Annotated in this window: 17 protein-coding genes, 1 pseudogene and 1 CRISPR repeat array; of the genes and pseudogenes, 11 read left to right on the top strand and 7 right to left on the bottom strand. The window is 40.8% G+C overall.

The features are described from left to right. The first annotated feature begins 39 nt into the window (after positions 1 to 39). Both RCO84_RS01290 and RCO84_RS01285 read left to right on the top strand, forming a co-directional pair. Entirely contained in the window at positions 40 to 1,200 is a 1,161-nt protein-coding gene (locus tag RCO84_RS01290) for a dicarboxylate/amino acid:cation symporter (RefSeq protein ID WP_117728424.1), read from the top strand. A gap of 616 nt (positions 1,201 to 1,816) precedes the next feature. After that, positions 1,817 to 1,948, top strand: a pseudogene (locus RCO84_RS01285) (anaerobic sulfatase maturase); the annotation flags it as partial. A gap of 181 nt (positions 1,949 to 2,129) precedes the next feature. Here RCO84_RS01285 and RCO84_RS01280 read toward each other — a convergent pair. Together RCO84_RS01280 and RCO84_RS01275 are read right to left on the bottom strand one after the other, a co-directional pair. Continuing rightward, a complete protein-coding gene (locus RCO84_RS01280; RefSeq protein WP_317583578.1) occupies positions 2,130 to 2,813 on the bottom strand; it encodes a DUF418 domain-containing protein in 684 nt (227 codons plus the stop codon). Further along, entirely contained in the window at positions 2,755 to 2,949 is a 195-nt protein-coding gene (locus RCO84_RS01275; protein ID WP_264901258.1) for a hypothetical protein, read from the bottom strand. Before RCO84_RS01275 ends, RCO84_RS01280 begins: the two co-directional genes overlap by 59 nt. A gap of 254 nt (positions 2,950 to 3,203) precedes the next feature. Here RCO84_RS01275 and RCO84_RS01270 point away from each other — a divergent pair, with 254 nt between their 5' ends. Next, complete coding sequence (locus RCO84_RS01270; protein WP_317583577.1) at positions 3,204 to 4,505, top strand: ATP-binding protein; 1,302 nt, start codon at positions 3,204 to 3,206, stop codon at positions 4,503 to 4,505. A 68-nt stretch (positions 4,506 to 4,573) separates the two neighbouring features. On the opposite strand, the gene RCO84_RS01265 is transcribed toward RCO84_RS01270, so the two are convergent. Beyond that, positions 4,574 to 4,783 (bottom strand): hypothetical protein, encoded by a 210-nt coding sequence (locus tag RCO84_RS01265; protein ID WP_287798474.1) that lies wholly within the window; start codon positions 4,781 to 4,783, stop codon positions 4,574 to 4,576. A gap of 477 nt (positions 4,784 to 5,260) precedes the next feature. Between RCO84_RS01265 and RCO84_RS01260 the strand changes: the two genes are divergently transcribed. From RCO84_RS01260 to tnpC, 8 genes are all read left to right on the top strand, one after another. Beyond that, positions 5,261 to 5,707 carry a DUF6078 family protein gene (locus RCO84_RS01260; protein WP_006848382.1) on the top strand — a complete coding sequence of 149 codons (447 nt, stop codon included), beginning with the start codon at positions 5,261 to 5,263 and terminating at the stop codon, positions 5,705 to 5,707. Between the two features lie 211 nt (positions 5,708 to 5,918). Then, a complete protein-coding gene (locus tag RCO84_RS01255; RefSeq protein WP_317583576.1) occupies positions 5,919 to 8,000 on the top strand; it encodes a VapE domain-containing protein in 2,082 nt (693 codons plus the stop codon). A 120-nt stretch (positions 8,001 to 8,120) separates the two neighbouring features. Then, entirely contained in the window at positions 8,121 to 8,531 is a 411-nt protein-coding gene (locus tag RCO84_RS01250) for a hypothetical protein (protein WP_317583575.1), read from the top strand. After that, positions 8,519 to 8,719 carry an IS66 family insertion sequence element accessory protein TnpB gene (gene tnpB, locus RCO84_RS01245; RefSeq protein WP_144155435.1) on the top strand — a complete coding sequence of 67 codons (201 nt, stop codon included), beginning with the start codon at positions 8,519 to 8,521 and terminating at the stop codon, positions 8,717 to 8,719. Before RCO84_RS01250 ends, tnpB (RCO84_RS01245) begins: the two co-directional genes overlap by 13 nt. 124 nt (positions 8,720 to 8,843) lie before the next feature. Further along, entirely contained in the window at positions 8,844 to 9,869 is a 1,026-nt protein-coding gene (locus RCO84_RS01240; RefSeq protein WP_287851789.1) for an IS110 family transposase, read from the top strand. Positions 9,870 to 10,156: 287 nt separating this feature from the next. Beyond that, the gene (locus tag RCO84_RS01235; RefSeq protein ID WP_264957586.1) at positions 10,157 to 11,182 is read left to right on the top strand and encodes an IS110 family transposase; all 1,026 of its coding nucleotides are present in this window, start codon (positions 10,157 to 10,159) and stop codon (positions 11,180 to 11,182) included. A gap of 171 nt (positions 11,183 to 11,353) precedes the next feature. Beyond that, complete coding sequence (gene tnpB / locus RCO84_RS16915; protein WP_373690109.1) at positions 11,354 to 11,611, top strand: IS66 family insertion sequence element accessory protein TnpB; 258 nt, start codon at positions 11,354 to 11,356, stop codon at positions 11,609 to 11,611. Positions 11,612 to 11,712: 101 nt separating this feature from the next. Beyond that, entirely contained in the window at positions 11,713 to 13,293 is a 1,581-nt protein-coding gene (tnpC, locus tag RCO84_RS01230; protein ID WP_317583572.1) for an IS66 family transposase, read from the top strand. Positions 13,294 to 13,939: 646 nt separating this feature from the next. Then, positions 13,940 to 17,744: a CRISPR direct-repeat array (repeat unit 30 nt; unit sequence ATTTCAATTCCATAAAGGTACAATTAGAAC). 214 nt (positions 17,745 to 17,958) lie between these two features. On the opposite strand, the gene cas2 is transcribed toward tnpC, so the two are convergent. Genes cas2 through cas3 form a run of 4 tightly spaced genes read right to left on the bottom strand, consistent with a single transcriptional unit; the run spans position 17,959 to position 22,049 of the window. After that, positions 17,959 to 18,222 carry a CRISPR-associated endonuclease Cas2 gene (cas2, locus tag RCO84_RS01225; protein WP_118255157.1) on the bottom strand — a complete coding sequence of 88 codons (264 nt, stop codon included), beginning with the start codon at positions 18,220 to 18,222 and terminating at the stop codon, positions 17,959 to 17,961. Position 18,223: 1 nt separating this feature from the next. Beyond that, positions 18,224 to 19,240 (bottom strand): type I-B CRISPR-associated endonuclease Cas1b, encoded by a 1,017-nt coding sequence (cas1b, locus tag RCO84_RS01220; protein ID WP_117693558.1) that lies wholly within the window; start codon positions 19,238 to 19,240, stop codon positions 18,224 to 18,226. Continuing rightward, positions 19,237 to 19,755: a CRISPR-associated protein Cas4 gene (gene cas4, locus RCO84_RS01215; RefSeq protein ID WP_317583570.1), complete on the bottom strand. Its 519-nt coding sequence runs from the start codon at positions 19,753 to 19,755 to the stop codon at positions 19,237 to 19,239. Before cas4 ends, cas1b begins: the two co-directional genes overlap by 4 nt. Continuing rightward, positions 19,752 to 22,049, bottom strand: a complete 2,298-nt coding sequence (gene cas3 / locus RCO84_RS01210) for a CRISPR-associated helicase Cas3' (RefSeq protein ID WP_317583569.1) — start codon at positions 22,047 to 22,049, stop codon at positions 19,752 to 19,754. Before cas3 ends, cas4 begins: the two co-directional genes overlap by 4 nt. Positions 22,050 to 22,055 lie beyond the last annotated feature (6 nt).

Here is a 22,055-nt window from a genome sequence, read left to right as displayed (position 1 = left end):
AATATCGTACCTTTGTAGGCAAAAAGCAATTTTACGAATATGAAAAGAATCAAAATGCCACTATTGGCAAGAATCATCATTGCCATCCTGTTGGGTGTAATCTTCGGCAATTTCTTCAATGAAGCGGCCGTCAGAGCGTTTCTCACCTTCAACGGCATCTTCAGCCAGTTTCTGGGCTTTATGATACCGCTCATCATCATCGGTCTCGTAACACCAGCCATTGCCGACATCGGTCACGGAGCCGGAAAACTCCTTCTTGCCACCGTGGGCATCGCCTTTGCCGACACCATCCTGGCTGGTCTGCTAGCCTATGGTACAGGTTCGGCACTCTTTCCACACATGATTGCCAATTCTGCCCATGTGGCAGTAGATAAGGCAGAAGAACTCAAACCCTTCTTCGAAATCAAGATACCAGCCATGGTTGATGTGATGAGTGCACTTGTGTTCTCGTTCATAGCTGGATTGGGCATTGCCCACAAAGGCAGCCGCACCATGCAGAAGATTTTTCAGGAATTCAAGGAAATCGTATCAGGTGTCATTGCCAAAGTCATCATTCCCCTACTGCCCCTTTATATCTTCGGCATCTTCCTGGGCATGACTTTCTCCGGCGAAGCCTACCACATTCTGCTGGTCTTCGCACAGATTATCCTCGTGATTCTCGTACTTCATATCGTCATCTTACTTTACGAATATCTGTTGGCTGGCGGCTTGTCCCATAAGAATCCGTTTAAGCTGTTGCTCAACATGTTGCCAGCCTACTTCACGGCACTTGGCACATCATCATCAGCAGCCACAATTCCGGTAACTCTGAAGCAGACCTTGAAAAACGGCGTCACCGATGGCATTGCCGGCTTCACCATTCCGCTCTGTGCCACCATCCATCTCTCGGGATCAATGATGAAGATTACCTGTTGTGCGCTCACCATCTGTCTCATCAATGGTATGCCTTGCAATCTCCCCCTCTTCCTCAACTTCATCTTCGTGCTCGCCATCTGCATGGTAGCAGCTCCGGGAGTTCCGGGAGGAGCCGTCATGGCAGCGCTAGGTCCGCTAGCCTCAGTTTTAGGTTTCAATGCTGATATGCAAGCACTTATGATAGCCCTCTATATTGCGATGGACAGTTTCGGTACCGCCTGCAATGTAACCGGCGATGGCGCCATTGCTATAGTCGTGGATAAGATATTCAGAAAGGATAAATAAAAAACAAAAGAGGGTGTGTCACAGACTTATGACGCACCCTCATCTTTATATAAATCTCTCTATTTCTAAAGTGATTCATATATATATTATGTATATCGTATGTTCTATTCTTACTTGCTCAAGCTAACAGAATGGCTCATGTTAGTCATTTCTGGAATTGAGTTTACTACGTGTTTCAAGAACATGCCCATGCAAAGAACCATACCTGAAAACATAACTGCGGCGAAAGCCATTGTAAAAATAGTCATCATAATTATTAACCTTTTTAAAATTTATTATTTGTTATTCCTTAAACACGAGTGCAAAGTTAACACTTTTTTATCGAATAACAGCATCTTTTGCCGAGAAATATCATTGCAATATGTTTTTCTTGATATGGGTCAACCACTTGTTTTTAGCCTTAAAAATGACATTTTGCTATCGGACATGTTGTTTTTGTGGCAATAATTTATATATATATCATTTTTCTCGCTTTATTATGTGTGTAACAAGATAGGGCTTCCTGTCAGATGATAAGAAGTCAGAATCGAAGTGAAAGCCAATCATCGAGCTTCACGTAAAAGAAGGATATGCCTATAACTACTTTTACCTTCTGATAAGCCGCATTAATAAGTATGGCGATTCCGGTCTCAACTATCTCTGTCCGGGTTATTACCATTATTATCAGCATGTAGCGCCCTACATGGATTATATGAAGCAGGAACTCATGGCGCAGCGCCCACCTTCGAACATCATGAAAGTTTTATAGTGAGCATGACAGATTAAAAAAAGCCGCACCATGAAGAACATCTTCCAGGAATTCAAGGAAATCGTGTCTGGCGCCATCGCCATTGTCGTGGATAAAATATCCAGAAAGGATCAATAAGAGATAAAAAAAGGTGTATCATGGATTTATGACACACCTTTTTTTATCTCAAAATCTTAAAGTTTTAGAACTTAATCCAGGTCAGCTTCTTCCAAATTCCCTCGAAAGGACCATGGGAGTGATACTTGAGCCAGAGGTTGGAGAAGAGGCATTGTACTACCACCATGGCGATGCCCACAAAGAAAGCGTAGGTGATGCCGAGCTTCGTCTGGAGATTGAAGCCATAATAAGCAAACAGTCCGCAACTGATGATAGACTGGAGGAAATAGTTGGTCAGACTCATCTTACCAAACTGGCGCAGGAACGACAATCCCTTTCTGAACCATTCCTTTCCGTACCACAACAAAACGAATCCTGATACTACAAACGAGAGGATGAAGAAGTTGTAGATAGGATAAAGCCAATTGTTCCATGTTTCCATGTGGCGCACATCAGCGATGCCTCCCACAATCAATACTAGGATGGAAACCGCCAGCACCTTCTTCCACAAAGCCAGGTTGTTGTTCTCATTATAGAACCAACGCTTTCTACCCACCAGCATTCCGAGTACGAAAAGGCAGATGGTCTGCGTATGTCTTCCCTTCATCAGGCACCAGTAATAGGTAGCCACCTGTCCGTATCGCAGGTTACTGTAGGCATTCTCCAGGAAGGTGCCGTGCTGATGACCATTATACATATTTCCATACACCTCACTCAATACCGATGCATCCACCTGCCATCCAATCATCACATCCCAGCGTATAAGCATGCGCTATGCTTCCATCGTACATATTGAAATGCTCCACAGAGTGATAGAGAATAATACCTGCTACGGCCAATCCTCTCAAGGCATCAGCCACGTCGATACGACTATTTTTCAGTCCTAATGTCTTGTAAAAATTCATTTTGATATTATTTGTTAGTTATTATGAGCCCACAAAGGTATAACATTTTATTGGAAAAAGAGAATAATCCCAAATGTATAACAAATATTAAGTTTTGAAGGAAAAAGAGAAAAAGTCGGCCTTTTCCTTGGTTATTCGTTAGAAAAAGTGTATCTTTGCTCCGCCATTCGTCAGAAAAAGTGTGAAGTTCATACGATTATTCGTCAGAAAAAGTGCGGAATTCATACGATTATTCGTTAGAAAAAGTGTAAATCATGGAAAGAAGCATCTATAACAAACTCGTAGAATGGAAGAACAAGCAAAATCATAAACCTCTGATTCTCAACGGAGCAAGACAAGTAGGCAAGACCTATATCCTGCAAAAATTTGGAAAAAGAGAATATAAAAAACTTGCATTCTTCAGTCTCGACAGAAATCAGAAGGCAGCAGAAGTGTTTGAAAAAGGCGGCACAACAGCTGATATACTGATGGCACTCTCCGCCATCAGCCAGGTAGATATTACCCCCAACGATACACTTATGGTACTCGATGAGATACAAGATTGTCCTAAAGCATTAGAAACTTTAAAGTTCTTTTGCGAGGATGCTCCTGATATTCATATCATCGTGGCAGGATCCCTGCTGGGAATATCACTCCATAGCGGGGTATCATATCCAGTAGGAAAAGTAGAAGAGCTGCGCCTCTACCCGATGAACTTCATCGAATTCCTCGATGCCATGGGAAAAGCGAAACTGGCAAGCATCCTGAAAGAAGGAAATTGGAACGTCATCAATTTACTGGAAACAGAATTGATCAGCCTGCTGCGACAATATTATTATGTAGGAGGAATGCCAGCCGCCGTACTCGCCCATGTAGAGCAGAAGGGACTACAGGAAGTCCGTTCCATCCAAAAGCAGATTATACAAGACTATCGCCGAGATTTCTCGAAGCACGCACCAGATAGAGAAGTGCCTCGCATTAATATGGTGTGGGACAGTATCCCTGCCCAACTTGCCAAAGAGAACAAGAAGTTCATCTATGGAGCCGTGAAGAAAAGTGCCAGAGCCGCAGATTTCGAACTGGCCATCCAATGGCTGATAGATGCAGGACTGGCATATAAGGTTCAGAGAGTCAATACCCCACGCCTCCCTTTCAAATTCTATGAAGACCTGAACGCCTTCAAACTCTTCATGCTCGATGTGGGACTGATGGGAGCGATGGCAGAGACTTCAGCAGAATCGATGCTGGTGGGCGATGGCATTTTCTCTGAATATAAAGGTGCCTTTACAGAACTATATGTCTTCACCCAGCTGAAAAGCCAGGATATTCCATTATACTATCATGCTGTGGATAACTCCACAATAGAGATTGATTTCCTGACCCAATGGCACGACAGGGTTATACCGATAGAAGTAAAGGCAGAGGTGAACGTTAAGGCGAAATCTCTCAGAACATTCATCACCAACAATCCGCAACTGAAGGGACTTCGCTACTCCATGCTTCCCTATAAGGATCAAGACTGGATGATCAACGTTCCGCTCTATGCCTGCCTGACACCATTTGACAAATCATTCTGATGCCTTTTAATAAAAGCTTCGATTCTGACATTTCCGTCAGAATCGAAGTGAAAGCCAATCATCGAACTTCACGTTCTGGAAGGTATGGATGCATCACAGAATGCTTCGGTGGTAATCATCCCCACACCCAGTTTGCTCATCAGCTTCATCCCTTCACTCTGGGGATTCGGATTAGCCAGTTCCCCCATTCCTATCGCCTTGAAAGCCCCGATGCATCCTTCCGGATTGAGCTTCACCAGGACATTACCCAAATCAAATATGATATTCTTGTATCGCATAATCTATACCTTATTTTAAATTTCACTTTTAATCTTTAATTAGATACTTACTGCAAAAGTACTGTAAATTCGGGAGAAAACGAATGATTTGGAAAAGGAATGGCGGGAATATAACATTTATTAGTAAAAGAGGAAAGCCTATGTATGGGAAAGTTTTTCTAAAACTATTGCCACTATTGCCACACTTCTAGTTAACCAATTGGTTTTTAGCTATTTAAGCGTTACAATAAGGGCATTTTCTATTATCACCTATTGCCACCTATTGCCACACTCGGGCGAAAAACGGGGGATTCTCAGCGAAAAAGCAGAGGAATACTTATTGTTTTCGCAGAAAAACATTAAAAAAGTGAAGAAAAAGGCATGCGGTTTCGAACATTTTTTGTATTTTTGCAACCAACAGGAAAAATTCCTGCCGATTCCACCTAGAAGCTTGCGACTCCTGTGAAACCACTTTATACACATTTAACCCAAAAACCAATGACACAAGCAGATTTAGTCAGACTCTACTTCAACAAAGAAAGTGCTTACAACTCATGGGACTATTGCTTCAACCAGCAATGTCCACTGGCTCAGGAATGTGCACACTATCTGTCCGTAACCTACAAAAAACCGGAACAGACCAAAGGCTACGCCATCTATCCCGATGCCTACCACGACAACAAGTGCGAACATTTCCTGCAGCTGCAGATGATGAAAATGGCATACGGCTTTATGAATATTCTTGAAGAACTGAAGCGTAAAGACGAAGCCAGTTTCAGAGTACACATGACTTCCTACTTCGGAAGCAAGACTTCATACTATCGCTATAAATTAGGACAGACAGGACTCGTGCCTGAACAGCAGCAGTACGTGCTGAAATGGTGCCAGCAACATGGATACACCAACATGAGGTTCGACCGCTATGCAGAAGAGGTCAACTATTAACAGCCGCACGCCGATAAAGATTTTAACCCACGTACATGGTCACTCGTACCCGTGTACATGAGTATCCGTACCCATGTACACGGGTACGGATGACCAACACGATGAGCACGGATGACCGAGACGACGGGCACATTTGCCCAACGCCTTGGGCAAAGCTGGGCAAAACCATCGACAATCCTAAGTATCACCCTATCAATAAATTAACAGAAATATGAAGTTTACTATTACAAGAATCAACAAGCAGAACAAGTTGATGGTCAGTTCGAAAACCGTAGAACGGTTTCTGGAGCGCATCGCTAAAGATGATGCCAAGCTGAGTGTCACCAATTTCAGAATGAGTGTGCCACTCATGGAGGCCGACTACCAGTACTACAAAGGCATCAAGGAATGGCAGCACGTTTATCCAGCCGCAGAATTCAACAAGGATGAAAGCGGCAATCTCGTCTTCCAGAAATCAAACGGGCTGGTGATGCTCCACTTCATCAACCTCATGTCGGACCAGGAAAAAGATGCCGTCAAGAAGACGGTCAGTTTGCTGCCGATGACCTTTGCTGCCTTCGAAGGAGCCGACGGCAGAAGCCTCATCGTGCTCGTAAGCATCTGCAACGAAGAAGGAAAAATCCCGACAAAAGAAGCCGACGCCGACTTACTCTACCAGTCTGCCTACGAACAGGTAAAGACGCTCTACCAGTCGCAGGTACAGGCAGCCATCAAACCCGAAAAGCCATCAATGGCATCCAACTTCATGCTTACGCTGGATGCCTCTCCTTATTATAACAGTAAGGCAGTGGCGATGCGCATCTCCCAAAATATGAAGAAGGTAGCCTCAGCCCCTAAAAATGTAGACGATTTAAAGACATACGATGACTATGAGTTCCTCTACCGCAAGGCAGCAGAAGAGACGAAGGAAGAGATGAAAAAAGCCAACATCTCATGGCAGAACGATGGAGACCGGTTCCTTGCCGGTTTCTCAGCCATCGCCATCAAGCTCTGCAACATGGGCCTCAGCGAAGAAGAAGCTTTCATCCATATCCGCCGCAACAACTGGGGACATGTGACAGAAGAGAAACTCCGCCAGATAGTGGGCACCGCTTACGATACCCATTCCAAAGACAAGAGGATGGAGATATCAGCCTCTGCCAGAAAAGGACGTGCCGACATCCTGCAGATGATCAGATACCTGGAGAGCCGGTACCAGTTCCGTTGCAATACCGTGATGAAATATACCGAATACCGCCCGAACAATTCATGGGTTGGCGATTTCAGACCGGTGGATGCCCGTGTGCAGAAAAGCATGACGCTGGATGTTCAGATAGCCGACATCCACGTAAGCATCAAGGATGTAAGGAATTTTCTAGAGTCAGACCGCATCAGAAACTACAGTCCGATAGAGTCCTATCTCTATGACTGTCTGGGAAAATGGGACGGCAAGGACCGCATCCGTGCCCTGGCACGAACCATACCCACCAACAATCCTCATTGGGAAGACTGGTTTTACACCTGGTTTTTGGGAATGGTTGAGCAGTGGCGCGGCATGTATCGCCGTCAATATGGCAACAGTACCATGCCGCTGCTCATTTCCAAGCAAGGTTACAACAAGAGCACCTTCTGTCGCCGTCTGATACCGAGCGAACTGTCGTGGGGCTTCAGCGATAATATGATTCTGTCAGAAAAGCGTCAGGTATTGCAGGCGATGTCACAGTTTCTGCTTATCAATCTCGATGAGTTCAATCAGATTTCGCCACAGGTTCAGCAGGGTTTTCTGAAGAATCTGCTGCAATTGCCAACGGTGAAAATCAAGCCGCCATACGGAAGTCATGTACAGGAATTTCCTCGTCTAGCCTCCTTCATTGCCACGAGCAACATGACCGATATTCTTTCCGACCCATCCGGCAACCGCCGTTTCCTGGGAGTAGAACTGACGGGACCTATCGATGTGAGTGGCAGACTGAACTATGAGCAACTTTATGCGCAGGCGATGCAAGCTCTGGAGCGTGGCGAAAAATCCTATTTCGACGCCAAGGAAACCGCCATCATCATGCAACATAACAGACAATTTGAACAGATTTCCCCTATCAAGCAATGTTTTCTGCAGGTTTTTGAGCCTGCAAGTACCCCGGGAAATGGCGAATATCTGATGGCAGCCGCCATTTTCGACATTTTGAAGCAGAAATTCGGCTCTTCTCTCCAGGTTTCGAGTATACAGAAATTGGGCAGAGAGCTTCAGAATATAGAAGGTTTGAAGAACCGAAGAACAAGATTTGGTACTGAGTATCTGGTAGTTAGGAAATAACCTGCTCACTTTCCATCTCATTCTCTCATAAAAAGAGTGGTAAGCGGCTCCGCGTTTATACCTTGCCCTTTATCGTAAAAGTTCTTACCTTTGCACCATAATTTTAAAAGCAACGAAATTATGAGAGCAACAGAACGTTATGAGAGGGCATGGAATGCCTTCCAGATTCATTTGAATCATAATCCAAAAGCCAGTTTGATTCCTTTTTTAAAGGAACGGCATGTAAACCATCGCTCGATGCATAGATGGATGTCAGAGAAAGGTTATTCTGTTAGGTTAGCCAAACAGCAGATTCGTCTGCTTCAGGCCGAAGCCCGTAAGGAATGTTCCGAGGCAATAGCCAAGGACACTGGGATGATGTTCCTTCCCATGGAAATGCCATCCGAACCCGTCTGTCTAGAGAACTATCTTTTTGGCATAACCCTAACCTTCCCAAATGGAACGATAGTCACCATCAAGAAAGGTAGCGCCAAATCTGTCATGCATCTGATGAAACTTTATGAAAAGGAGGATATGCTATGTTTGGACTAAACGAAAATACCCAGTATTACGTCTGCCAGCGATATGTCCGAATGAACATGGGCATAAATGGCCTGTACCAGATTGTGAGGACGGAGATGGAGCTGCCGCCACTCGGTGGTGCCGTCTTCATCTTCTTCTCAAAGAACCGCCAGCAGGTAAAAATGCTCTTTTACCTTTGCACTCGGAAACAAGTTTAAACGAATTGGTTAACGGGTGTTAAGGTGAACTATAAAATGCTCTAGAATATCACTATCATTTGACTCAGTCCTTCGCCAAGCCAAATGTTTTCTTGTATCCATTTAATATTAAAATGTTAATAATATGGATAAAGAACTGTATTTTGGCGTAGATGTCTCCAAGAAGACTCTCGACCTTGCTTATTATGATGGTGAAGCCATCGATTGGAAGAATGCCCATATTCAGGTGAGCAATGATGATGCTGGATTCAAAAAGATTGGCTCCTGGGTTGCAAAGGTAGGAAAAGACTTTGCTACCTTTTTGTTCTGTATGGAATATACTGGACTTTATAATCAAAACTTCAGATTATGGCTGGAATCCAAAGAATATATCTATGGTATGGTGGAACCTCGCAAAATGCATCGCTTCGAGCCAGACTTGGATGATGACCAGCGCTCTCTAGACCGTATCAAGACTGATGAACTGGATGCTTTCAGAATAGCAATCTATTGTGAGCAGAACCACAAGAAGATTCTTCGCAATCCCTCCAAACTTCCTTCATCTGTCTATTTCAAGTTGAAGAGATTGCTGGCTGAGCGTAAGCAGAACACCAAACAGTCTGTTCTTTACAAGCAACAGCTTCATGATATCTGCGCATACGACACAGACTTATCCGTTGAACGCAAGAAACTCCTGCTGAAGAACATGCAGGAAAACCAGAAAGCAATAGACAAGGAGATTGACAGCTACATGAATGAAGATACAAGCATCAGAAAGAATTACAATCTGCTGACCTCCATTCCTGGCATTGGTCGCATCATAGCGTTGGAAACCATTGTATTGACGGAAAATTTCACTGCAATCAGCAATCCTCGCAAATATGCCTGTTACATAGGAATAGCCCCTTTTAAAAAGGAATCTGGTACCTCAGTAAGAAAGAAAACGGGTGTTTCCAAGAAAGGCTTTTCTGAAGCCAAGGCAGACTTATCCATAGCTGTCCTTTCCGCCATAAGGAACAATCCTTCAATAAGAGACTATTGGATACGCAAGAGAAAGGAAAAATGCGGTGGCATCGTACTCAATGCCATCAAGTTCAAGCTAGTCCTTCGTATGTTTGCCGTGATAAAGCGTGGAACACCATATGTGGAGACAGATGCATATAAGAACTAAAATGCAGCAAAAGTGAACTATCGCACTTCTTAGAGCATAACTATTTCCCGACTAAGTCTTTTGTCTGCGTTTTTTTCACTACCTTTGCCGGAGCATCTGAAATGGAAGGAACTCCGGACGGGGGTAGTGAACTATTTTGTCTTAGACAAAGACCTTTCCCTGATCTAGTCTCCCCAGCCTGAAATGCCAGGTCAAGTGCCGTTTAGGGAATTAGCCGTGGAAGCTTTTAAAAGATGTGGCTTACCCTGACATAGAGAGCTCCTTCCTGCAAAATGCGGTACAAAGGTATGAAAAATAAATCATTTATCGGCATCGACATCTCAAAAAATGTCATTGACGTATCAATTTTCTGTGAAGAAGCCCCAATTAAGGACTTTTCTCACGATGTATTCAACAATTCCCGCAAGGGATTTGGCGAAATGTGCACATGGCTCAAGAAGAATCATGTGGTTCTCTCGAACTGTCTCTTTGGAATGGAGTTCACCGGCAGCTATTCCATGGAACTGGAGAAGTTTCTTAATGCCAGGAACTATCAGTTCTGCATGCTCTCCACCCATGTGGTAAAGCATTATCCCATGGAACCCAAGGACAAGAGCGACAAGATTGACTCTGCCAAGATTGCAGACTTTCTCTATCGCTATAATGGTACCGAATGTGTCAAGCCTTATAAAATGCCTGACAAGACCATGCAGAGACTCAAGGCACTGATGAATGAGCGTAAGTTCCTGGTGGAACAGCGTACATGCTTCATGAACAGAAGACAGCTGTGCACCACAAAGGAAGATGCCCAGTTATATGATGGCTACATCAAGAAATTCAGCCGTGACATTGATAACATCGAGTTGGAAGAGCAGAAGTTGCTGGCTACAGACGATAGCCTTTTGGCTACTTACAAGAATCTTCTGACAATACCAGGAGTCGGCTTCGTCAATGCCATAAATGTCATTGTCATTACCCGAAACTTTACCGCATTTGAAACAGCAAGGCAATATGCCAGTTATGTCGGCGTGGCACCGCACTCCCACACTTCAGGCACCAGTGTGAGATGGCGTCCCCGACCTTCAGCACGCTGTGATGGTCAGGCGAAAGCGGATCTATCCATGGCGGCCACAGTTGCTGTACAATATGATGCAGAGTTACAATCATTTTATAACCGTAAATTAGGAGGTAAGCAAGATTCAGACACTAAACGCAAGGCATTGAATGCCGTTAAGTTCAAACTTGTTCTCAGAATGTTCGCCATAGGTAAGCAGAACAGAAAATGGGAACCGTTGGATTCAAAGAGCAGCAATGAAAAACTTGCAATATCATAAGTCCGAAACAAGTGAACTATAGCAGTCTGTGCTACTGCCATTTAGAGTCTTGTAAAGACACAAACACGGATAACTAATTAGGAATCTAGCCACACGCTATTAAAAGAACGAGTTCCGTGTTGATTTGTAACAGAAAAATCATTTTTGACCATTTCTGCTACCGATATTTTAGTGCCTGTATGCTTCAAAACGCCTCTTTTATATTTATTAACACAAAAAATTGCTCAAAAATTTGGCTATGTCTTAGGAATCAAATGGGATGGCGACGGTTTCCTGCTGTACCAGAAGCGACTGGAGCGAGGAACCTTTGAATTGCCATTCTTTGATTCCCAAAGCAAACAATGCAAAATGCCTTACAAGACGCTATCTGCCATCATGAGCGGAATTTGCCTGAAAAGTATGAGATATCGAAAACGGCTTAATCTGTAGGTGTGTAAGGTTGTGTTTAATAGGTTGTATATCAGTAAGATAGTAAAAATAAATATCTGAAAATCCTTGCATGTCTCGATATTTTTTCGTACCTTTGCACTATGAAAAAGGACGAAATTATAGTACTTTTGAAGGAACAGCTTCAGCTTGCAAACGAACAGCTTCAGCAAGCTAATGCTACGGTGAGTTCGTTGACTGCACAGGTCAACGAACTCATTGAACGTATAAAGTCATTAGAAGAACTACTCGTCCAGAAAGGAATCGCCATTGACAAAGCGAATCGTCAGAACAAGGCACTCGGCAAGCTCGTTTCAGGCAAGAAGTCCGAACGTCAGGAAAAGAATCCACAAGCCTCGATGACGCAGGAGGAATTTGACAAGAAGAAAACAGAGCAGGCCGAAAAGAGAAAGGCACGCAAAAACAACGGTGCCAAGCGTGACATGCATTACGAGATGAAAGAGGTGCATGTTACGATAGATCCAGTCATGGATGCAGGGCTTTTGAAGACGTTGCGTCTCTTCGGAACTCGTACCTGTATACGTTACAGCATGGAACCCATCAAATTCATCAAGACCGTGTATCACATCAACACTTATACTGATAGAAGTATCATGTATCCGGGGAAAACTCCGCCGGCTCTGTTGTTGAATTCTTCCTATTCACCTTCCTTTGCAGCAGGACTCCTGCAGATGCGATACATCTATTCCATGCCGGTAGAGCGAATCATCAAATACTTTGCCGACAATGGGTTTACGTTAAGGAAAACCACGGCAAACAAGCTGATTGCCAGAAGTGCCGATGTACTGGAAAACTTCTATAAGGCTATCTGCCAAGTAGTGTTGCAGCAGGATTATGTCTCGGCGGACGAGACATACCATAAAGTACTGTTAGCCAAGACAAAGCCTGCGGACAAGGGGTCGAAGAAAGGCTACTTCTGGGCTGTAAGTGCGCCTAAACTGGGACTTGTCTTCTTCGTATATGAGGATGGATCACGCTCAGAGCAGGTCATACTTAACGTATTCTCTGATTATAAAGGTACCATACAGAGTGATGCATATGCTCCTTACCGGAAACTGGAGTCGGATGCTTATCCTGACATTATGAGAATCGCCTGCCTACAGCATGTCAAGAGAGATTTCATCGACTGCGGCAAGGAAGACAAGGATGCTCAGGAAGTCGTAGATATCCTCAACAGATTTTATCGAGAAGACAAAAAACATAAGGTTGGGGTAAATGGATGGACCGTTGAAGACCATCTAGCCTATCGGCAGTCATATGCACCGGACATTTTACAGGATTTATTGGAGAAACTGGAGGAAATATCTTCCAGGAAGGATTTGCTGCCCAAGTCTACCTTGGCGCAGGCGGTCGGTTATGCCCTTAATGAATATAATGCCATTTGTGACATCTTCAAAAGAGGTGATACGGCTCTCGATAACAACTATATTGAGAGAATCCAGAGGTACATATCACTATCAAGAAGAAACTCAATGTTCTTTGGTTCGCACGAAGGAGCAAGCCGGGCGGCTATCCTATATTCCATCGCCATCTCATGCAGGCTGAATGGCATTAATCTGTTTGAATACATATGCGACGTAATAGAAAAGACTGCAGAATGGCAACCCAATACCCCATTGGAAAAATATAGAGACTTACTTCCTGACCGATGGAAAAAGCAGTAACAGCATTAGTTTAATCAGCTGTTACTGCTTTTTTTGAATTATGCAAGGTATAAACGCGGAGACGCTTACAAAGAGTGTGGCAATGCGTGGCATTAGGTGGCAACAGAAACACCGCTTACTGCCACGCATTATTCACTTATAATCAGAGAGTTAAACGTATAGGTGATAGATGTGGCAACAAAAACAGAAAAACATTTTCGTATAAGAATCATAAAGGTAGGAGTAAACCACTTTTTGCATTACCATTCGCATGTATTGGCAATGGTGCAGAAATCATGAACTTCATTATGCGAACTCATCCACTTCATTTCACGACTTCATCTACTTCATTGAGTTGACACATACGGCTGCGGTGACTGAAGGAGACGACTGAGTTAGCAGAATGAGACGGCTGAGTTGGCAGAATGAGACGGCTGCATTAGCTGGAGGAGTCGAATGCAGTGGCTGAAGGAGACGAATGCAGTGGCTGAAGGAGACGAATGCGATAGCTGAAGGAGTCGAATGCAGTGACCGGAGGAGACGAATGCGATAGCTGAAGGAGTCGAATGCAGTGACCGGAGGAGACGAATGCTGTGGCTGGAGGAGACACATTCTGAACACTTATAACTAGAGATTGCGGTATAATACTAAAGCTATCAGTACTTCTGAATTAATTCCATAAAGGTACAATTAGAACAGGGATACGCCTTCTCGCAGGATATGCAGGTTGTAGTATTTCAATTCCATAAAGGTACAATTAGAACTGCACGATGAATACAAGATTAAGACCTTTGTATCTTATTTCAATTCCATAAAGGTACAATTAGAACAAGAATGCTTGAAAAGTAATAGGAGAATAATAAAAATTTCAATTCCATAAAGGTACAATTAGAACGTACCAGTCCGCGCCCGTCTTACCCTTGAAGGTTATTTCAATTCCATAAAGGTACAATTAGAACGTTATCAATCTAGCTATTGAATATTGCATCGACCAATTTCAATTCCATAAAGGTACAATTAGAACACAAAGCGGAAAAACCGCCAAAACGTCGCAGATACCTATTTCAATTCCATAAAGGTACAATTAGAACTGCCCTCTGCCCTTCCTCTCGCTTCGCTCATTGTTAATTTCAATTCCATAAAGGTACAATTAGAACTGAACTTCAGGAGCTTCACATCTCTGCCATCGTCAATTTCAATTCCATAAAGGTACAATTAGAACAACAGATTGCAAGATTCTATTTTTGATTTGTCTGTATTTCAATTCCATAAAGGTACAATTAGAACATACCTATGAAAAACACTAGCCTTTTGTTTCTTTATTTCAATTCCATAAAGGTACAATTAGAACGCTCTACAAAAAGTTTAACATTCAGTGTCCTTGAATTTCAATTCCATAAAGGTACAATTAGAACTCAGTATCAAGTTCAAAAAGCTAATATGGACTTTGATTTCAATTCCATAAAGGTACAATTAGAACAATACTTGTGTCGCTGTTCGTCCGTTCTCTTTGTAATTTCAATTCCATAAAGGTACAATTAGAACAATCCAGAAGCTTCTTCGTTGATATTGAAACCAGAATTTCAATTCCATAAAGGTACAATTAGAACCTTGCAGTCTTCTCATTCTTGTGTCGATAATTATAATTTCAATTCCATAAAGGTACAATTAGAACTATTTTTATGGTCTGAGCGTTGTTTACTTTCGCAATTTCAATTCCATAAAGGTACAATTAGAACAGCTGAAAGATACCGATCCATACGTAGCAGTAGTCATTTCAATTCCATAAAGGTACAATTAGAACAGTCGGCACGGAATTAATCCTCAATAATGGACCGAATTTCAATTCCATAAAGGTACAATTAGAACGTACACTTACGTAAACGAAAAGGAGCACCACCAAATTTCAATTCCATAAAGGTACAATTAGAACGACGACTTTGATGATAACCCAGTCATCGCCCATCGATTTCAATTCCATAAAGGTACAATTAGAACCCACCTGCTCCGATACTTTCTTTATCTGTTCGCGAATTTCAATTCCATAAAGGTACAATTAGAACATTGAGGCAAACGAGAGTATGGTGCGCTTCACATATTTCAATTCCATAAAGGTACAATTAGAACATATAAAAACCTTCACGGCTTGCCGCATTCATTTATTTCAATTCCATAAAGGTACAATTAGAACTCAGTTTGGTTCTGAAAGTGTCGTTAATTTAGATTATTTCAATTCCATAAAGGTACAATTAGAACTGGTTCTGCTTCTGTTAAGTTTACTGCTAAGACCTAATTTCAATTCCATAAAGGTACAATTAGAACCTGACGGCAAATATACTCTCAAGCAGACAGAGAATTAATTTCAATTCCATAAAGGTACAATTAGAACCGAGCATTGAGCTTTTATACGCACGGCGATGTACATTTCAATTCCATAAAGGTACAATTAGAACGTCCCAATACAGACCGCAACCAAACTTTTTGCTAAAATTTCAATTCCATAAAGGTACAATTAGAACCGACAATCCAAGGGAAATTTGTATTAAACTCGATAATTTCAATTCCATAAAGGTACAATTAGAACGTCTTGAGGCTGCTGGTTTAAATCCTTATCTTATGAATTTCAATTCCATAAAGGTACAATTAGAACTAGCTTATTAGCCACCTCTTGCATAACCTGAAATGATTTCAATTCCATAAAGGTACAATTAGAACTTCAAATTTTTATTTCTATCTTTGCACCCATGAAAAATTTCAATTCCATAAAGGTACAATTAGAACTCAAATTGAGCACGGAAATTGGATGTCTCAATCATATTTCAATTCCATAAAGGTACAATTAGAACCAAGTTTGTTTCCTTCCGTGTAGCTCATTCAGAAAAAATTTCAATTCCATAAAGGTACAATTAGAACATACGGCATACCATCCGTTAACGAGGAGAAAGGAATTTCAATTCCATAAAGGTACAATTAGAACTCAGATCTGCCCAGGCTTTGCCCGTCTCCTTATGAATTTCAATTCCATAAAGGTACAATTAGAACATCTATCTTTGTGGGCTACGTGTGGGGCTGTGGCATTTCAATTCCATAAAGGTACAATTAGAACTCGGGAGCACTTCCGTTCGTTCAGCATCGCTACGCAATTTCAATTCCATAAAGGTACAATTAGAACACGTTGGCTGGCGGCGGCGGGATGCAAACAAGGTATTTCAATTCCATAAAGGTACAATTAGAACGGGAGGACAGAGATATGAAACAATACATTTTGAAATTTCAATTCCATAAAGGTGCGATTAGAACACAACCAACAAGAGTAACACCATGTCGACCAACAACATTTCAATTCCATAAAGGTGCGATTAGAACAAGTAAGAAATGCCTATGTTATCTAATATGATTAATATTTCAATTCCATAAAGGTGCGATTAGAACTCAAGAGCAATTTAAGGCTGAATTGGCTAATTGGCAATTTCAATTCCATAAAGGTGCGATTAGAACTGGGTTTTCATTCTGCATTACATCCGGACCCTGATAATTTCAATTCCATAAAGGTGCGATTAGAACTTTTTTAAGATAACTCGCATTAGCATTAGCATATTTCAATTCCATAAAGGTGCGATTAGAACGATGCTGATTTCGTTTCTCAGATTGAAGCACATTTATTTCAATTCCATAAAGGTGCGATTAGAACCATGGCGATTGGTGGGTACCCGATGAAATGTATAAATTTCAATTCCATAAAGGTGCGATTAGAACGATGTATCAGCGTCTATGTAGAGAAGGCTTAAATATTTCAATTCCATAAAGGTGCGATTAGAACCCAATGCCTTTCATCCTTGCAAGCGGTTCACTGCCATTTCAATTCCATAAAGGTGCGATTAGAACGGAATCTTCGAGCCCGAATCTTGCCATATCAGATATTTCAATTCCATAAAGGTGCGATTAGAACTCGTAAAAGATTTTGCAGATATGTTTGATTATCATTTCAATTCCATAAAGGTGCGATTAGAACAAAATTATTTCGGTTCGTTTCCCAAAATTCTTTAAATTTCAATTCCATAAAGGTGCGATTAGAACGAGCATATCATATTTAAAGCAAAAAGTACCGACGAAATTTCAATTCCATAAAGGTGCGATTAGAACGGCTATCGGTGTGCTGCTTTGAACAAAGCCGTAGGATTTCAATTCCATAAAGGTGCGATTAGAACATAATGATGAGTTCCATTCTTTTAAAACTGTTGAATTTCAATTCCATAAAGGTGCGATTAGAACTCAGACGTCTAAATTATGTTCTTTTTCACATTTCCGTATTTCAATTCCATAAAGGTGCGATTAGAACTTTCTTTATGTGACGTTTTGCAGTACGTTCCACCCATATTTCAATTCCATAAAGGTGCGATTAGAACATAAGAATGACGGGTATCTTTATTCCATGATAAACAATTTCAATTCCATAAAGGTGCGATTAGAACCCGTTAATCCTTAGGCATAGATGCTCGAAGAATCAATAGGTTTGTGGGTGCAAAGATACAAAAAATCTTCAGAAAAAATGTCGATGCCTAAAGATATTTTTTCTGCGGCCTTACGACAACCAGCCTATTTATGGAGGTTTCAATAAGTCAAAGAACACTTTTGGAGGTTTTTCCGAACCTAGAAACGGAAAAATAGAACCACATCGACAACTCTTTATAAGAAATTATCGGTAGACATTCTTTCTTTTCCAAGAATCTGTTTGTTCATATTATACCCCATTTTATTGGTGAAAACAATGACACTATCCTCGGATTCATCAATGATAGCTTTCATCTTCATTTGCAATTCCCGAAGTTTAGCTTCAGATAATTCTCCCTCCAAAACTGAGTTCTGAATCCAACACAAATATTGGCGGCAAAGCTTCAACATTTTGCCTACTCGCTTCTCACCAACATCATAAACTATAATCACATACATATCACCAATACATTTTAAAAGGTTTATATTCTTCTATTCCTAAAATATCTTTTAGTAGCTTATAGCATTCCAACTTTATAAGATGCTTATAGCTTACATTACGTCCTAAAGAACGATGACGGAATGTCTCATCATAACGCTCTTCCATGGCCTTTACAAAAATCTTCTTTCCCTTTTCGTTCAAAAGACATTTGTTGAGTTTCTTATCAAAATGACTGGTGCTTAAAGCATGCTTATTGAGTACCTTGAAGATGACTCTATCCACGATAATAGGTTTGAAGATCTCGGATATATCAAGACATAACGAAAAACGCCTTTCTCCTGGAGTATGCAGAAAGCTTATCGTTGGATTGAGCTGAGTTTGATGAACTGCCCGGAGAGTTTCAGTATAGCACATCATGTTGCCAAAAGAAATGAGAGCATTTACCTCGTTCTCTGGCGGTTGCTTGGTTCTTGATCCCATGTTGAAATCATCGAGAATGATATCGAATGCAGCATAATATGCCTGTCTGATATTTCCCTCAATTCCCATTATCTCATCTACAGCCTTAGCATCTGGCAAAGTATTACTCAATCTTTTAATAGTATCGATAATATCTTGCAGGTCTTTTCCTCTACGATTATAATAGTTGAGGTTCATAACCATATTCCAAGCTGCTCCCTGAATGAATTTACGCGCCAATTCTACCCTTTTCTTCTTATTTTGGTACGCAGATGTTTGTGCCAACAATGCCTTGCCAGAAAGAAGACTTTCCCTTGGCATGAAGCTTCCGGTATAGTTCTCATAATAGTCGAAGAAGTGGACAGGAATACCTTTCTGCCCCAAAAAGTTGAACAAAGCACTATTTGTCCGCAGACTTCCAAAGGCATACAGTTCCGCAACATCCTCAATAGGAATGTATCGAGGTTGCTGCTTGATTTCTTCATTATCTTCATTTACGATAACAGGCGTGAACTTCAGCGTATTATCTCTGCGTTCCATGATGCCTGGATTGAACAGATAGAAACTTCTTTTCATTCTTCTTCCTCCAACTCGTTTATATAACAAAAATCGAAATAACTACAATTCTTACAGATGCCTTTCTTAACTTTAAACGGGCAAACATCTTGAGAGATTATCTGAATGATGTCTTTAGATATAACCTGAATGTCATCTCTATTAACATCTGTCAAGATTACTTCTTTTGTCTTTCTCAAAAGAGGATATTCCAAGATGCCCTTCACACCATCTATTCCATGTTGCTCGAAAACATACATGTAATATTTCAGTTGCCATTCATGAGCTTTGTCCACCTTATTAGATTTCTTTATCTCATGGATGACCTTGTTCTTGGCATCATAGTAATCTACTTTGATACCATCAATCTCCACTTCCTCATACTTTGATGTACGTTGCGGATAACTTGATTCATGCACCAGCTTACCTTCATAGACCAAGTCTGACTCTTGTTCCATATTGATGCCATTGGCAAACAGCCATAGTTTGCGATGGCAAAGCTGGTAATAGTTGAAATGAGTACCTGTTACTATCATAAGAAATTGTCCTCCTCATCACTTGTCAAGTCCACCCCCTTTTGGTCATCATAGAAACCGGTGCGGACAACGTTTAACCTAACAATGCTATTTTTTCCTATCTTAACCTCGTATCCAGAATCAATTCTATTTAGTTTGGTTTTTCCCTTGATAACAAGATACTCTGGTAAACTAATAGCGTAGAGTAATTTATATTCTAAGAACTCAGAATAGTTTCTGAACTGATACGTTGGAGGAGGACAAACAAAAACATCATCTTGATAGACAATTTTTCTACTTCTCCATTCCTTATTTTCTACATCATCTTCATCACTAACATCTCTTGGACAAATTAACCAATTGTATTTAAACATTTTTTCCAACTCCTTGACATTACTCTTTGCCTCAAATGAAAATTCAAATTTCTCTTTGTATACATTATTCAATAAAATTGTCATATCGTCAGAAGAGTAACTTTTCTGCAGCAATACATCTTTTGTCATCAAGAACGCTTTGCTTGGTATCCAACAATTATCCTCTAATATGCCATATGGTGCAGGATATATAGTTTTATTACGATAAGGAGTAAGAATATATAATATTCCCATATTATCAGAAAATCGGCAAAGTCTTCCAGTTCGTTGTATCATTCTATCTATAGGACACAATTCTGATATCATGATTTCAGAACTTATGTTTATACTCATTTCTCCTATTTGAGTCATAATAACGATACCCTTAGCGGTGCCTTCTTCCCATGCTTTTTCACCTAATGCCTCTATAATTTTTTCTTCCTTTTTCAATTTATCAGGCTCTGTAAACCTACTATGATAGAGATGGATATTGTCAATCTCTTCCTTGGTTCTTTTACTACAAATATGTTTATATAAGGCTATAGCACTATCCACTGTATTCATATAGAGTATTCCATTCCCTATTTCAAAACATTTTTCAATCAAGGGATCGATATCTTTAAATTCATTATAATCAATAATATCTTTAATTTCAAATCGTTTACGAATATTATTAACATCATGAGAATCCTCTAAGATTGAATCAATCTTATATCCTGTATTCTGATATAATGATAATGAAGAATCAGGTAGCGATGCACTCATTATAAGTACTGGCACTTTCCATTCATGTAAAACCTTTAGTAAATACTGAATGTTAGCGAGAGTAAAGTCATCATAGAAATCAGCCTCATCAATAACAACACAAGAATTTGCCAAGTTATAACTAATAAGATGATGGTCCTCACGTGTCATCGTCAAAGACATCAGAAGATGATCAATTGTACAAACTGTTATAGGCGATAATAAACATCTCGCCATCTTATGCTGATTCAACGCATCAGACAAACTAATCTCATTATTTTTCACTCTATCACTAATGACAGACCACGCACTGGAATGATACAATCCAGTTTGCCCCAATTCCTTAGAGACATTTATTGATATAGCATTCGATGTGAATCGGGTTGGCATTGCAAAAATTAATCTATCAGCCCTTTGTGCTTCAATCTGCTTTGATGCCCATAATAATGCCGCATCTGTTTTACCAGCGCCAGTTGGCGCTCTAAGAAGAAGAAGGTCTTTTTTCCAGTTATCTTCTACTATTTTTTGCACACCACGCTTTTGAGTGTAAGGAAATGTATAAGAGAATGGTTCTAAGCAGGAAATATCTTCCATTTCTTCTTTTGCACTTGCTCTATGATCTGCTAATTGAAGTAATCCTCTAATCGCATCATATTCTATATGTTCAGAACATAAGAGTGAAAAATCATTTTTGAGAGTTATACTTGATGACGTCATTAGGAATTCTTTCCATATTGAACGATATGCTTCACAAGCCTCCCATTTGTTTTCATATCTACGCCCTAACTTAGAATGATGAGCTGCAATTGCTACTTTTTGTGACATAAGCAAATCACCTTGTTGATCAACTATACTTAGTGATTCCATCTCATGACGAAAATTATTTTTCCTTAGATTTTCACCTGCCTCATCATGACATTCTTTACTATATTTTAAGAAATTTCCTTCAGGATTTTTAGTTTTCCAGACTTTGTAGTTTTGATAGTCTTTCCAACAGGCAGTTTGCCACTTATTATGTTTTTTCCCCTCATCATGCCATTCAGCAGAAGCGCATAAAAGGTTGGTCAAGTTCTTCCCGACCATTTTTGAGTATTTACTCAAAGAAGCAGGAAGAACCTGACAAATAGATAAAGATTCCTTTACAACATCTTTATTATGTTGCTCTAAAGTTATGCCAGAAGGCTTTGCTAATACTATGTTATTGTCAGCCTTGTTCATTTGTCC

It is taken from the genome of Segatella copri (genome assembly GCF_949820605.1).
GTDB lineage: Bacteria > Bacteroidota > Bacteroidia > Bacteroidales > Bacteroidaceae > Prevotella.
The sequence above is the reverse complement of the archived record's forward strand: the minus strand, read 5'-3'. Positions and strand labels throughout refer to the sequence as shown.